Source organism: Hymenobacter jeongseonensis, from assembly GCF_015694725.1.
In the GTDB taxonomy this organism is placed as follows: Bacteria; Bacteroidota; Bacteroidia; order Cytophagales; family Hymenobacteraceae; genus Hymenobacter; species Hymenobacter jeongseonensis.
Genome location: NZ_JADQDQ010000002.1, coordinates 234,007 through 248,094, shown reverse-complemented (window position 1 = coordinate 248,094; position 14,088 = coordinate 234,007). Strand labels below are relative to the sequence as shown.

The following is a 14,088-nucleotide window of genomic DNA, read 5'->3' as shown; positions in this document are numbered from 1 at the left end:
ACGTTCTTTACCAGAATGTTGGCCAAAAAAGGTCAGCCGATTCTCATTGCGGGCCCGTGCTCGGCCGAAACCGAAGAGCAGGTGATGGCCACGGCGCACGGCCTGAAAGCGCTGGGAAAAATCGACTTGTTCCGGGCGGGTATCTGGAAGCCGCGCACCCGGCCCGGCTCGTTTGAAGGCATGGGGGCCGTTGCCTTGCCGTGGTTGCAGCGCGTGAAGGCCGAAACCGGCCTTCCCACCGCCATTGAGGTGGCCACGCCGCGCCACGTAGAAGAAGCTTTGCGGCACGGCATCGACGTGCTTTGGATTGGTGCCCGCACCACCGTCAACCCATTTGCGGTGCAAGAACTTGCCGATGCCCTGGCCGGTACCGGCGTGCCCGTGATGGTGAAAAACCCTGTGAACCCCGACGTGGCCCTGTGGGCTGGCGCACTGGAGCGCATGGAGCGGGCCGGCATCACCGACTTAGCGGCCATCCACCGCGGATTCAGCACGTTTGCGCCCAGCCGCTACCGCAACGCGCCTACCTGGATTTTGCCCATTGAGCTGAAAACGCGCTTCCCGCACATTCCCCTCATCTGCGACCCCAGCCACATTGGCGGGCGGCGCGACTTGCTGCTGCCCATTGCCCAGAAAGCCCTGGATTTGGACTACGATGGCCTTATCATCGAGTCGCACCCCGACCCCGACCACGCCCTGAGCGACGCCGAGCAGCAGGTGACGCCCGTGCGGCTGGGTGAAATCCTCAACGCACTACAGTACCGGGGCAATGCCTCCGACAGCTCGGAAGAATTCATCAACCACGCCGAGGAATTGCGCCAGAAAATGGACGTGGCCGACCGAGAGATTGTAGAAGCCCTGGCCCGCCGCATGGCCTTGGTAGAAGAGCTGGCCGAATACAAAAGGGAAAACAACGTGAAGATTCTTCAGCTTGACCGCTGGCAGGAAATCTTTAATACCCGCCAGGAATGGGCGTCCCGGCTGCACGTAAACGAGAAATTTGTGGGCGAGCTCTACAAGCTGATTCACCTCGAAAGCATCCGCAAGCAGACCGAAGTGCTGAATGGGCGCCCCGTAGACGGCCCTACGCACTTGGGGCCGGGCCTATAGCCGCTCGTAGGTATACTTTATGCCGGCATCGGCAATACACTTGTTGTTGAGGCCGCTGTCTAGCTGCAACAATGAGCCTGCAATGGTTGAGATATAATCTTGCGATGCCTTATGGTCGGACTTGAGGCGCAAAACCTGGATTAGAGTATTGGTTCCGCACGGAATGATGTTGGCATCGGAGTAAGTGCCGCTATCGGAAAGTTGGCCGTCTTGGTAAAATTTATAGCCCGTGGCGGTGAACGTCACGGTGCGGTTCGGTACTGGCGAGCTGGGGCAATAGCATTCCTGTTTGGTCAATTTCCAGGAGCCAATGAGGCCGGTGAAGGCGTCCGATTCCTTTTTACAGCCGGCGAGGGTGAGGGCGGCAAGTAAGCATAGTAGGCCGTAGGCAAGGAGGTGCTTCATGGTTATTCGGGGCTGAAAATCAGGTGAGTGAATTTCTATCGCACCCGCTGGTAGGTGTCGCGGGGGGCATCGCAGGGGCTGCCGTAATCCAGCACAAGGGTGTTACCGGTTACGGTGGCCTCAGCGTGGGTTAATTGGCGATTGTCACTCACAAAGTCGAAGCGCAGAACTGGAATCAGGACCGAGCCGCCGCAGGTTTTGCCCGATTCGAAGGCGTAGGTGCCGTACCCGGTTTGCCGGTTTTCTTTATAGAAATAGAATTCGGTGTCGGAAAAAGTAACCATTTCGCTGGGTAGGGCGCTGGGAGGACAAAAGCATTGGCGGTTAGTGAGCTTCCAAGTGCCGGCCAGGCCGGTGCCCAGTTCGGCGTCTTCTTTGCAGCCAGCCAGAAGGCTGAGCGTCGCCAGGGCAATAAGTCGGAAGGAGCGGGATAAAGAGTGCATAATTAAGAAATAAAACCAGTTAGCGACGAGTATAGTTGATAGCCGAGGCCAGCAGCAGCAGCTTCCCCAAAGCAAAAAAAGCGAAGTTGCCCAAGGCTTAAAAGGGTCGTTGCGGTGCCTTCTAACCGGAAGCAGAGCGTGATTACAAGCGCATGACCGCTAACTCCGCCACAAGGTTGCTTGGTATAGCAGCGGCTCACAAATTTTTATCCTGACTTTTGTCCCATGGATAGTTCTGTTCTAATCGGGCCCGAGGCCCTGCCGGCCTTAGCCGAGTTGTTGTTCCGGCCGGCCGTAACCCGCGTGTTTGTGCTGGCCGACGGCAATACCTCGCGCCTGTGCTTGCCCTTGTTGGAAAAACACTTGCCGCCTGATTATTGCCTCATCGAAATTCCGGCCGGCGAGGAATACAAAACTTTGGAAAGCTGCACCACCGTTTGGAGTACGCTCACCGAACAGCGCGCCGACCGCCACGCCGTGCTGGTGAACGTGGGCGGCGGCGTGGTCACGGATTTGGGCGGCTTTGCGGCGGCGCTGTATAAGCGCGGCATCCGGTTTGTGCAGGTGCCCACCACGCTGCTGGCGCAGGTCGATGCCAGTGTGGGGGGGAAGACGGGCGTTGATTTTCAGGGCTATAAAAACCAACTGGGCGTGTTTCAGGCCCCGGCGGCCGTCTTTATCGAGCCGCAGTTTCTGCAAACGCTTGACCCCCGGCAGCTAAAATCCGGCTATGCCGAAGTGCTCAAGCATTGGCTCATTGCCGATGCCGCCGCCTTTGACCAGAACCGCCGCTTGGGCTGGCTCACCGATGACTGGACGGACATCATCCGCGAATCGGTGGCCCTGAAACAGCGCATCGTGGCGCAGGACCCGCTGGAAAGCGGCCCGCGCAAGCTGCTCAACTTCGGCCACACCGTGGGCCACGCCCTCGAAAGCTACCTTCTCACCCAGCCCAGCCGCGAAGCCCTGCACGGCGAAGCCGTGGCCGCGGGCCTGGTATGCGAAAGCTGGCTTTCGGTGCAGCGCGGCCTGCTGAGTTCTGACGATTTAGACAGAATCGAAACCTTCGTGTTCTCGGTATTTGATAAAATTGCTTTTGTCAGCCTTGAAACGGATGCCATCGCCGAGTTTGCCCTGCAAGACAAGAAAAACGCGGGCAACACCATCAATTGCACGCTGCTCAATGGCATTGGCAACGGCGTATTTGACCAGCCGGTGACGGTGGTTGAAATTGCCGAGTCGCTGCGGTACTACCATCGGTTGTCGGCCTAGCTTCACGCACACTTTCTTCTTACTACTTCATTCAGGCGCAGGCGTGCGTTCCTTAACTATATGCAATTGTCTTGGCCTGGTGGTCCGCTTCACGGTATCGCCCAACTTCCAGCTTCCAAAAGCGAAGCCAATCGCGCCCTTATCCTGCAGGCCCTGGCCGGCGGCGGCACCCTCCGCAACCTCTCCGATGCCAACGATACCCAACTCATGCGCCGCCTGCTGTCCGCCGCGCCCAGCACCGCCGTGCTCGATGCCGAAGACGCGGGCACCGTCATGCGCTTCCTCACGGCCTACCTGGCCGTGACGGACTGGCACGGCCGGCTCATCGGTACCGCCCGCATGCAGGAGCGGCCCATTGCCGTGCTCGTCGATGCCTTGCGCCAGGCCGGGGCGCGCATTAGCTACCTCAACAACGAAGGATTTCCGCCGCTGGAGCTGGCGGGTTTTGCCGATGTGCCCAGCCGGGCTGAACCCACGGAACTGGCCGTGCGCGGCGATATCAGCAGCCAGTATATTTCGGCCCTGCTGATGGTGGGACCCCGGCTGCCGGGCGGGCTGCGCCTGCAACTCACCGGGCACATCGGCTCGCGGCCCTACATCAACATGACCGTGGCCCTGATGAAGCTTTTCGGGGCCGACTACTCGGTGGAAGGCGACACCTTTCTGGTCCGTTCCACGCCGTATCAGCCCACCGATTACACGGTGGAATCGGACTGGTCGGCGGCCAGCTACTGGTATTCTTTGGTGGCTTTGGCGCCGGCGGGCTCCGAAATTACGCTGCCGTGGTTGCGTCAGGCGTCGCTGCAAGGCGACCAAGCCATCGTGGGCATGATGGCGCATTTTGGCGTGGAGACTACGTTTTTGCCGGATGGGGTGCACCTCAGGCAGCAGCCCGTGGCGGCAGGAGCACCGGCGCTGGCGTTTGATTTTACCGACTGCCCGGACCTAGCGCAAACCGTAGCCGTAGTGGCCGCCGCCCGCAGCATTCCGGTGGAGATGACGGGCCTGGAAAGCCTGCGCATCAAGGAAACCGACCGCATTGCGGCGCTGCAAACGGAACTGGCCAAATTCGGTGGCGACCTGCGCGATGCGGGCGAAGGGCGCTTCCAAGCCGAGTCAACCGGGTTTAAGGTGAATGGACAGTCGGTGGCTACTTACCACGACCACCGGATGGCGATGGCTTTCGCGCCGCTGGCCGTGTTGGGCACCCTCTTTATCGAGTCGCCCACGGTGGTGAAAAAGTCTTACCCGCAATTCTGGAAAGAACTGGCCAAAATTGGATTCACCGTTACCGAAGCCGACTGAAATAAGCGGCAGACTGCAGCAAGCGACTGCCGTACCAGCTGAATAATTCGCCGTCAACAATTTCAACCGTCGCCCCGGGGCAGATTGTCTGAAATTCCGCGAGGTGCTTTTCTCCGAACGGATACGGCTCGGAGGACAAGAAAATGCGCTGGGGCACGGTGGCAGCGAGTTGCTCGGCGGTGATTTCCGGGTAGCGCGTCAAGCCGGCGAAGGCGTTGACGAAGCCAGCGCGGTGCAGCAAGTCGTCGATAAACGTGCCGGTGGCGGCCACCATGTAGGGTTTCTGCCAGATGAAGTACGCCACCGTCGCTGCTGGCTCAGGCCCGTTTAGCTTCGCAAATGAAGCGTCTATTTCGCTAGCGAGGGCGGCGGCTTTGTCCTTGGTGCCGGTGATAAGTCCGACGCGCCGAATCATATCCAGCGCTTCTGGCAGGGTGCTGATGTCGCTTAGCCACACCGGGTAATGGGCGTCTAGCTGCTCAATACCGGGTTGGTAATTTTCCTCCTTGTTTCCGATTATCAGGTCGGGTTTTAGAGCGGCGATTTTGTCGAAATCGAAGTTTTTGGTGCCGCCGATTACCGTGGCTTGCGAGCGGGCTTCGGCTGGATGAAGGCAGAATTTGGTGACGCCCACTACTTTTTCACCCAACCCCAAATCAAACAGTAGCTCCGTTTGCGAAGGCACCAGCGAAACGATGCGCTGCGGGGGGAAAGGCACTGCTACGCGGCGGCCCATCTGGTCGGTCACAGTGAGCGGCAGGAAAAGAATAGGCGGTAAATCCATGTGAAAAATTCTTCTACTGAACGCAGGAAAGGACCTTATCACGGCTGAGCGAGTCGCTTCAACGTGATAAGGTCCTTTCCTGCGTTCAGAAAGACAAATTAAGAAAACTGCTTACTTGAAATACTGGAAATCGTGGTTATCCTCGATGCGGAGCAGCGTTTCGTAAATCAAGCGGGTCACGCTGTCCACGTCATCTCGGTGCACGGTTTCAACGGTGGTGTGCATGTACTTCAACGGAAGCGAAATCAGGGCTGCGGCCACGCCGGAACCGGAGTAGGCAAAGGCATCGGTGTCGGTGCCGGTGGCGCGGGTGGCGGCAGCGCGCTGGAACGGAATCTCGGCCTTTTTGGCGGTGTCGATGATGAGGTCGCGCAGGTGGTTCTGCACCGCCGGGCCATAAGTGATAACCGGCCCCTTGCCGCAGGAAATGTCGCCGGCCGTCTTTTTCTCGTACATCGGCGACTGGCTGTCGTGCGTCACGTCGGTGATGATGGCCACGTCGGGATTAATGCGATGGGCCACCATTTCGGCGCCGCGCAGGCCAATTTCCTCCTGCACCGCATTTACAATGTAGAGGCCGAAGGGGAGCTTTTTCTTGTTCTCCTTCAGCATGCGCGCTACCTCCGCAATCATGAAGCCACCCACGCGGTTATCCAGCGCGCGGCCCACGTAAAACTTGTCGTTCAGCACCGTGAACTCGTCCTCAAACGTGACCACGGAGCCCACGTGCACGCCCATTTCTTCCACTTCTTCGGCGCTGCTCGCGCCGCAGTCCAAAAACACTGTTTCAATGGTGGGCGCCTTGTCCTGCTCCACCTTACGCACGTGAATGGCGGGCCAGCCAAATACGGCCTTCACAATGCCCTTTTCGCCGAAGATATTTACCCGTTTGCTGGGCGCCACCAATGGGTCGGAACCGCCGTTACGGCGCAGGTAGAGATAGCCTTCTTTGGTGATGTAATTCACGAAATAGGAAATCTCATCGGCATGCGCTTCGATAACCACCTTGTACTTCGCTTTGGGATTAATTACGCCCACCACTGTGCCGTACGTGTCCACGAAGTACTCGTCGATGTACGGTTTGATGTATTCCAGCCACAGTTTCTGGCCCTCTTTCTCGAAGCCGGTGGGGGAGGGGTTATTGAGGTAGGTTTGAAGGAAAGCGAAGGACTCGGGACGCATAAGAGTGGTAGGGTGTTAGTATGTCATGCAGCGCGCTGCGAAGCATCTCGCGTGTGGTAGTAATCAAATTGAAACAACGAACGGAGCGAGATGCTTCGCTGCGCGCTGCATGACGTTCGGGTTTGTTTTTACAGAGGAATATTGCCGTGCTTTTTGCGCGGCAGCACATCTACTTTATTCTCCAGCATTTTAAACGCCCGAATGAGCTTTTGCCGAGTTTGCGAGGGCAATATCACCTCGTCTACGAAGCCGCGGTGGGCGGCACGGTACGGCGTGGCGAATTTCTCCTGGTACTCGTCTACTTTCTCCTGCAACTTGGCGGCTGGGTCGTCGGCGGTGGCGATTTCGCGCTTGAAGATGATTTCGGCCGCGCCTTTGGCACCCATTACGGCGATTTCGGCGGTGGGCCAAGCGTAGTTCATGTCGGCCCCAATGTGCTTGGAATTCATTACGTCGTACGCGCCGCCGTAAGCCTTGCGGGTGATGACGGTGATGCGCGGCACGGTGGCTTCGCAGAAAGCATAAAGCAGCTTGGCGCCGTTGGTGATAATGCCGCGCCACTCCTGGTCGGTGCCGGGCAGGAAACCGGGCACGTCTTCCAGCACCAGCAGTGGGATGTTGAACGAATCGCAGAACCGCACGAAGCGCGCGGCTTTGGTGCTGGCGTTGATGTCGAGCACACCGGCAAGCACAGCCGGTTGGTTGCCCACAATGCCGATGCTGCGACCGGCCAACCGGGCAAAGCCAACGACGATGTTCTCGGCGAAATTCTGGTGAACTTCAAGGAAAGAATTCGTGTCGATAAGGCCTTCAATCACTTCCCGCATGTCGTAGGGCTGGTTGGCGTTATCGGGAATTAGCGTGTCGAGCACCGGGCGGCTTTCGTCAGCGCTGGCATCGTAGGGCTGCGCGGGCGCGGTTTCCTCGCAGTTCTGCGGCATGTAGCTCAGCAACTGCTTGAGGTGGGTGATGCAGGCCACTTCGTTGGCGCAGCTGAAGTGCGTGACGCCGCTCTTGGCCGAATGGGTGCTGGCCCCACCAAGTTCTTCGCTGGTTACTTCCTCGTGGGTCACGGTTTTTACCACGTTCGGGCCGGTCACGAACATGTAGCTCGTGTTTTCCACCATCAAAATAAAGTCCGTGATGGCCGGCGAATACACCGCGCCGCCCGCGCACGGCCCCATGATGGCCGACAGCTGCGGCACCACACCCGAGGCCAGGGTGTTTTTATAGAAGATGTCGGCGTAGCCGCCCAGGCTCACCACGCCTTCCTGAATGCGGGCGCCGCCCGAATCGTTGAGGCCAATAACGGGCGCCCCGTTCTTCATGGCCAGGTCCATGATTTTTACGATTTTCTCGGCGTGGGTTTCGCTCAGCGAACCGCCGAAAACCGTGAAGTCCTGCGAGAAAACATACACCAGACGGCCGTTCACGGTGCCGTAGCCTGTCACCACGCCATCGCCGAGGTAATGCTCTTTGTCGAGGCCAAAATCTTTGGCCCGGTGCATCACAAACTTGCCGATTTCCTCAAACGAACCTTCGTCTATCAGCAGGTCGATGCGTTCGCGGGCGGTGAGTTTGCCTTTTTTGTGTTGGGAATCGATGCGGGCCTGGCCGCCGCCGAGGAGGGCTTCTTCGTTTTTGCGGGCCAGCAGTTCGGTTTTGGACAAGTGGGCGTGAGCGTGCGGGTCGGGCATGAGCAGGGATAAGCGCGCGGGTGGGACTGGAGCGCGGTAGTGGGAGGCCAAAGGTAGGTTACGGGTAGATTACGGCCGCGGTATTTTGGGAAGATGAGGAGTGTTGTACAGTTCTGCTTGGAGCGTTCTTATAAGTTCTTGCCCAGCAGTTGCAGCATAAACGCGTACTGCCGCGCCGTGTCGTTGATGGACTTAAACCGACCCGAAGCTCCGCCGTGCCCAGCACTCATGTCGGTATGCAGGAGGAGTTGGTTCTTGTCGGTTTTCAGGGCGCGCAGCTTTGCCACCCACTTGGCGGGTTCGTAGTACTGCACCTGCGAATCATGTAGGCCGGTCGTAACAAGAACGTTGGGGTAGGCCTGCGCGGTCACGTTGTCGTAGGGAGAATACGAGAGCATGTAGTTGAAGTATTCTTCGTCGGCGGGGTTGCCCCATTGGTCGTACTCGCTGGTGGTGAGCGGAATGCTGGGGTCCGACATGGTGGTCACCACATCCACAAAAGGCACGGCCGCAATCACGCCTTTGTAGAGGTCGGGCCGCATGTTCATCACGGCGCCCATGAGCAGGCCCCCGGCACTGCCGCCCATGGCAAATAGCTTATCGGTAGAAGTGTACTGCTGCTTGGTTTTGTCGGTTGCCACTTTGGCATCGCGCTTCGTGGTGAGGTATAGCGAGCAATCGATAAAGTCGTTGAAGCTGTTGATTTTGTTCAACATGCGGCCATTTTCGAACCACTGGCGGCCCATTTCCTGCCCGCCCCGAATATTGCACAGCGCGTAGATGAAGCCGCGGTTGAGCAAGCTCAGGCGGGCCGCGCTGAAGGTTGGGTCCTGCGAGAAGCCGTAAGAACCGTAAGCATATTGCAAAAGCGGCGCGGTGCCATCCAGCTTCGTGCCCTTCTTGTACACGATGGACATGGGAATGAAGACGTTGTCGCGCGATTTCACGAATATGCGCTCCGTCACGTAGTCGCGTTTGTTGAAGCCGCCTTGCACGGGTTGCTCCTTCAGTAGCGTGCTGGTGCGCGTGCTCATGTCGTACTCAAAGGTGGATGCCGGCGTGGTCAACGACGTGTAGTTGTAGCGCAGCAGGGGCGTATCCATTTCCGCATTAATGCCCACGGTGGCGGTATAGGCCGGCTCGTCGAATGGCAGGTAGTGCTCCTGTTTGTCCTTGAGGCTCACCACCCGCAATTGGCGCAGGCCGCCTTTGCGCTCGTTCAGCACGAGATAATCCCGGAACAACTCAAAGTTGTCGAGGAAAATTTCCGGATGGCGGGTGATGGCATCGCGCCAGGTGGCTTTGGCCGTGTTGGCCACGGGCGTCACCATGAGGCGGTAGTTGGGCGCTTGCCAGTTGCTGCGCACGTAGAACTTATCGTCCAGATGCTCCACGGTATACAGGTGGTCTTTCTCCCGCCGCAAAAACGTCTTGAACTGTCCCGTCGGCGTGGCCGCGTCGAGGTAGCGGTATTCCGACGACAGGGAACTGGTGAGCACAATGCCAATGAATTTCTTCGACTTGGAACGGGTCACGCCCACGTTAAAGGTGTTGTCGCGCTCCTCGTGAATCAATACATCGCCCTTGGGGTCGGTGCCGAGCGTGTGCCGGTATACTTGGTAGGGCAGCAGGGTGTTGACGTCTTTTTTGGTGTAGAACACCGTTTTGTTATCGGCCGCCCATACCACTTCGCCGCCGGTGTTGGCAATGCGCTCGGGATAGAGCATTCCCGTAACGAGATTCTTGAAACGAAGCGTGTACAAGCGCCGGCTCACCGTATCGGCCGTGTAGGCCAGCAACTGGTTGTTGTCGCTCACCGCCCAATCGCCGATTTGGTAATAAGGGCGGCCCGCCCCCAACTCGTCGGCGTTGAGAATCACTTCTTCGATTTCTACGGAACTGCCTTTCTTGCGGCAGTATATCGGATACTCGCCGCCAAAGTCGAAGCGCGAGTAATACAGGTAGCCGTTATCGCGGTAGGCAACCGTTGCATCCTCTTGCTTGATGCGGCCCTTAATTTCTGCTACCAGCTTCTGTTGCAGGGTTTTTGTGCCGGCCATTTGCTTATCGTAATAAGCATTTTCGGCGGTGAGGTATTTCAGCACCTCGGGGTTCGTGGGCTGATTGAGCCAATAGTAGTTATCGGTGCGGGTAATGCCGAAATCAGTAAACACCTTGGGCTTGATGGCTGCTACTGGTGCTGATTGCGCCAAGGCTACGCCAGTGAGGGCCGCACCGGCACCAGTGAGGGCAGCTCTTTGTAAAAAATTCATAAAGGGCCTGTGATTTATTGTAAGCTCGGCAATGTCGTTCAGAATCAGCTAGCAAGTTAAGAGGGGCACAACAAAAAAGCCGGCTCCATTGCTGGAACCGGCTTCTTATCCTCTCGCCAAGCGAAAGCCAAGCAGAAATTACTTCTTCGAATCTGTATCGGGCGCTTCCGGCGTTTCGGCCGGCCGCTCGTCGCTGGCGAGGTTCTGGGCCTCACCGCTCTTGCTCACGGCGAAGGTCAGTTCTTCGGCCCCCTCCGCATAGTCGGCCGTGATGACGTCGCCGTGCACCACTTGGGCTTTGAGGATTTCCTCCGCAATCGGGTCTTCGATATACTTCTGGATGGCCCGGTTCAGCGGACGAGCACCGTACTTCGGGTCATAGCCCTTATCGGCCACAAAATCCTTGGCGGCTTCCGTCAACTCAACCCGGTAACCCAGGGCCTGCACCCGCGAGAGGAGCTTGCTGAGGCTGATGTCGATGATTTTGTGAATGTCCTTTTTGTCCAGCGAGTTGAAGACGATGACATCATCCAAGCGGTTCAGGAACTCGGGTGAGAACGTCTTCTTCAGGGCATTCGTGATGGTGCCCTTGGTCAACTCGTCCATGTTGTCCTGACGGGCCTTCGTGCCGAAGCCGATGCCAGCGCCGAAGTCCTGCAAGTCACGCGCCCCGATGTTCGAGGTCATGATGATGATGGTGTTGCGGAAGTCCACCTTGCGGCCAAGGCCGTCGGTCAGGATACCGTCGTCCAGCACCTGAAGCAGCAGGTTGTACACGTCCGGGTGCGCCTTCTCAATCTCGTCGAGCAGGATAACCGAGTACGGCTTGCGGCGGATTTTCTCCGTCAGCTGGCCGCCCTCTTCGTAACCCACGTAGCCGGGAGGCGCGCCCACCAGGCGCGATACGCTGAACTTCTCCATGTATTCCGACATGTCGACGCGCACTAGTGCGTCGTCCTTGTCGAAGAGGTAAGTAGCCAGCACCTTGGCCAGTTCCGTCTTGCCCACGCCCGTCGGGCCGAGGAACACGAACGAACCAATCGGCTTCTTGGGGTCCTTCAAGCCCACGCGGGTGCGCTGAATGGCTTTCACCAATTGCTTAATGGCTTTGTCTTGGCCAATTACTTTGCCTTGCAACTCCTCGTTCATGTTGAGGAGTTTCTGGCTTTCGTTCTGGGCCACGCGCGAAACGGGAATGCCGGTCATCATGGCGATAACCTCGGCCACGTTCTCCTCTTTCACCGTGTAGCGCTTCTTCTTGGTTTCCTCTTCCCACGACTTTTTAGCCGTTTCGAGCTGGTCCAGAAGTTTCTTCTCGGTGTCGCGGAGCTTGGCGGCTTCCTCGTATTTCTGCGATTTCACCACGCGGTTTTTCTCGCCTTTTATGTTCTCAATCTGCTCTTCGAGCGTGAGAATATCCTCGGGCACCACGATGTTGTTGATGTGCACGCGGGCACCGGCCTCGTCGAGAATGTCGATGGCCTTGTCCGGCAGGAAACGGTCGGACATGTAGCGGTCCGACAGCATCACGCACTGCTCAATGGCCTTATCGGTGTACACCACGTGGTGGTGGTCCTGATACTTGTCCTTGATGTTGTGCAGGATTTCGATGGTTTCCTCGGGCGTGGTCGGGTCCACCATCACCATCTGGAAACGACGGGCCAGAGCGCCGTCTTTCTCGATGTACTGGCGGTACTCGTCCAGCGTGGTGGCGCCGATGCATTGAATCTCGCCGCGGGCCAAAGCCGGCTTGAACATGTTCGAAGCGTCGAGCGAACCCGAAGCCCCGCCGGCACCCACGATGGTATGCAACTCGTCGATGAACAGAATCACGTCGGGCGACTTTTCCAGCTCGTTCATCACGGCCTTCATGCGCTCCTCAAACTGGCCACGGTATTTGGTACCAGCTACCAGCGAAGCCAAATCAAGGGTCACGACGCGCTTGTTGAAAAGCACGCGGCTCACTTTCTTCTGGATGATGCGCAGGGCGAGGCCTTCGGCGATGGCCGTTTTGCCCACGCCGGGCTCACCGATGAGAATCGGGTTGTTCTTTTTGCGGCGGCTCAGGATTTGGGCCACGCGCTCAATCTCTTTTTCGCGGCCCACGATGGGGTCGAGCTTGTCGTCCTCGGCCAGCTTGGTAAGGTCGCGGCCGAAGTTATCGAGCACCGGGGTGCGCGATTTTTCGCCGGGCTTCTTGGTGGTGCCGGCGCTGCCGGAACCGCCGCGTCCGCCGGGACCGGAGGAGCCAAACAGTTTGTCGTTGTCGTCGTCGTCGGTATCCGGACCAGCTTTGGGGCTTGGCGAGGCGTTGCCGTGGTAATCCAGCGAGTCGCGCACAGTTTCGTAGTTCACGTTAAACTTGGAGAGAATTTGAGAGGAAATATTGTCTTCGTCCCGCAGGATAGACAACAGGAGGTGTTCGGTGCCGATGATTTCGGACTTGAAGATTTTAGCCTCCAAATAGGTTATTTTCAACACCTTCTCGGTCTGCTTGGTGAGCGGAATCGAGCCGGTGATGCTGGTGCCCTGGGTCGCGGTGTTGCGCGTGGCCTGCTCCAACGAGAACTTGAGCTCGTCGATGCTCACGCCCAGCTTGCGCAGCAGGCCAAGGGCCGTGCCTTCCGCTTCCCGAATCATGCCGAGCAGCAGGTGCTCAGTACCAATGTAGTCGTGACCAAGCCGGATGGCCTCTTCCCGACTGAGGGAAATAACCTCTTTGACGCGGTTTGAGAATTTAGCTTCCATGCCAATAAACGTAGTGAAAAATCAAATAGCCCCGCGTCGGGAATAATATACGCTAAACGGGTTGGGCCGATGTCGCTTGAAAACAAGCAGTCTCGGGCGAAGGTTCGGGCCAGTTACGGCACGTAAGCAGTTAATCTAACGTCGACAGAAAATTACAGGTTGCTGCAAAAAGTACAGCTATTGTAAAAAAGCGCCGGCCGCCGGGCCCTGCGAGAACAGCAGGTCCAGCACGCTCAACCCTGGCTCAAAACCTGGGCCAAACACTTGGGGGTACGGCCGCACCAGGGGAGGGGCTGCCGGACTGTCAGTTTCTACCGCTTTGGGGTTGCTTTTAGGTGTCAACCAGTCGCGCCTATCGGCGATGATTGATTGACTGCTTGTAAGACCAAATTTGTCCAAAGAAGGTTGCGCGGAGTAGTCGGGGAGGTATTCGTCGGTGAGGTGGAGGGGCAGGGTCAGTCGAAAACAGCGCAGCAATAACTGCAGAAACTGCAGGTTCAGGTCGAAGAGCAAGATAGGCTTACGTACGTAAATATCATGCAGGTAGTCGGCATAGTACTCGAAATAAGGACTGTTGCCGTAGGCCGTTTGCAGGGTGCGCCAGTGCCGATGAATCCAGTTTTGGCGGTAATCAATTTCGATGGCTGAAATGCTGACCTTTTCGGCCCGGTTGCCATCGATAACCGGCACGGTGAGCGGCTGCACGCCCTGCGCCGTGCGGATGAGGCAACGGTTGCGGTACGTCTGCTTGCGGTAATGCTCGTGGGCTTCCAGTAAGATGCCGTCGGCCCGGAGCAGTTCGGCGAAAAGGGCTGCTGGCGGATGGTAGTGGATTTCGGTGAGAAGAATCACGGATTTCGAAGGATTTG

Annotated in this window: 11 protein-coding genes; 3 read left to right on the top strand and 8 right to left on the bottom strand. The window is 57.8% G+C overall.

The genetic code is table 11. The features are described 5' to 3' along the window. The first annotated feature begins 15 nt into the window (after window positions 1–15). On the top strand, window positions 16–1,110 hold the full coding sequence (locus I2I05_RS04685) for a chorismate mutase (protein ID WP_230688158.1): 1,095 nt from the start codon (window positions 16–18) through the stop codon (window positions 1,108–1,110). Here the strand turns inward: I2I05_RS04685 and I2I05_RS04680 are convergent. Beyond that, on the bottom strand, window positions 1,105–1,515 hold the full coding sequence (locus tag I2I05_RS04680) for a hypothetical protein (protein WP_196281071.1): 411 nt from the start codon (window positions 1,513–1,515) through the stop codon (window positions 1,105–1,107). The two genes, I2I05_RS04685 and I2I05_RS04680, sit on opposite strands and share 6 nt — an antisense overlap. Before the next feature lie 35 nt (window positions 1,516–1,550). Then, window positions 1,551–1,958 (bottom strand): hypothetical protein, encoded by a 408-nt coding sequence (locus I2I05_RS04675; protein WP_196281070.1) that lies wholly within the window; start codon window positions 1,956–1,958, stop codon window positions 1,551–1,553. 225 nt (window positions 1,959–2,183) lie between these two features. Between I2I05_RS04675 and aroB the strand changes: the two genes are divergently transcribed. Further along, window positions 2,184–3,230 (top strand): 3-dehydroquinate synthase, encoded by a 1,047-nt coding sequence (gene aroB, locus I2I05_RS04670; protein ID WP_196281069.1) that lies wholly within the window; start codon window positions 2,184–2,186, stop codon window positions 3,228–3,230. A gap of 60 nt (window positions 3,231–3,290) precedes the next feature. Then, window positions 3,291–4,535 carry a 3-phosphoshikimate 1-carboxyvinyltransferase gene (locus I2I05_RS04665; protein ID WP_196281068.1) on the top strand — a complete coding sequence of 415 codons (1,245 nt, stop codon included), beginning with the start codon at window positions 3,291–3,293 and terminating at the stop codon, window positions 4,533–4,535. On the opposite strand, the gene I2I05_RS04660 is transcribed toward I2I05_RS04665, so the two are convergent. The 6 genes from I2I05_RS04660 to I2I05_RS04635 all read right to left on the bottom strand — a co-directional run bounded on the left by I2I05_RS04660 (window position 4,519) and on the right by I2I05_RS04635 (window position 14,071). Beyond that, window positions 4,519–5,319 carry an ABC transporter substrate-binding protein gene (locus I2I05_RS04660; RefSeq protein WP_230688157.1) on the bottom strand — a complete coding sequence of 267 codons (801 nt, stop codon included), beginning with the start codon at window positions 5,317–5,319 and terminating at the stop codon, window positions 4,519–4,521. The two genes, I2I05_RS04665 and I2I05_RS04660, sit on opposite strands and share 17 nt — an antisense overlap. A gap of 111 nt (window positions 5,320–5,430) precedes the next feature. After that, on the bottom strand, window positions 5,431–6,501 hold the full coding sequence (locus I2I05_RS04655) for a M42 family metallopeptidase (protein ID WP_196281067.1): 1,071 nt from the start codon (window positions 6,499–6,501) through the stop codon (window positions 5,431–5,433). 128 nt (window positions 6,502–6,629) lie between these two features. Continuing rightward, window positions 6,630–8,198, bottom strand: coding sequence for an acyl-CoA carboxylase subunit beta (locus I2I05_RS04650; RefSeq protein ID WP_196281066.1), 1,569 nt, complete (start codon window positions 8,196–8,198; stop codon window positions 6,630–6,632). Between the two features lie 128 nt (window positions 8,199–8,326). Beyond that, window positions 8,327–10,471 (bottom strand): S9 family peptidase, encoded by a 2,145-nt coding sequence (locus tag I2I05_RS04645; protein ID WP_196281065.1) that lies wholly within the window; start codon window positions 10,469–10,471, stop codon window positions 8,327–8,329. Window positions 10,472–10,609: 138 nt separating this feature from the next. Further along, a complete protein-coding gene (locus I2I05_RS04640; protein ID WP_196281064.1) occupies window positions 10,610–13,219 on the bottom strand; it encodes an ATP-dependent Clp protease ATP-binding subunit in 2,610 nt (869 codons plus the stop codon). 177 nt (window positions 13,220–13,396) lie between these two features. After that, window positions 13,397–14,071 carry a WbqC family protein gene (locus I2I05_RS04635; RefSeq protein WP_317192316.1) on the bottom strand — a complete coding sequence of 225 codons (675 nt, stop codon included), beginning with the start codon at window positions 14,069–14,071 and terminating at the stop codon, window positions 13,397–13,399. Window positions 14,072–14,088 lie beyond the last annotated feature (17 nt).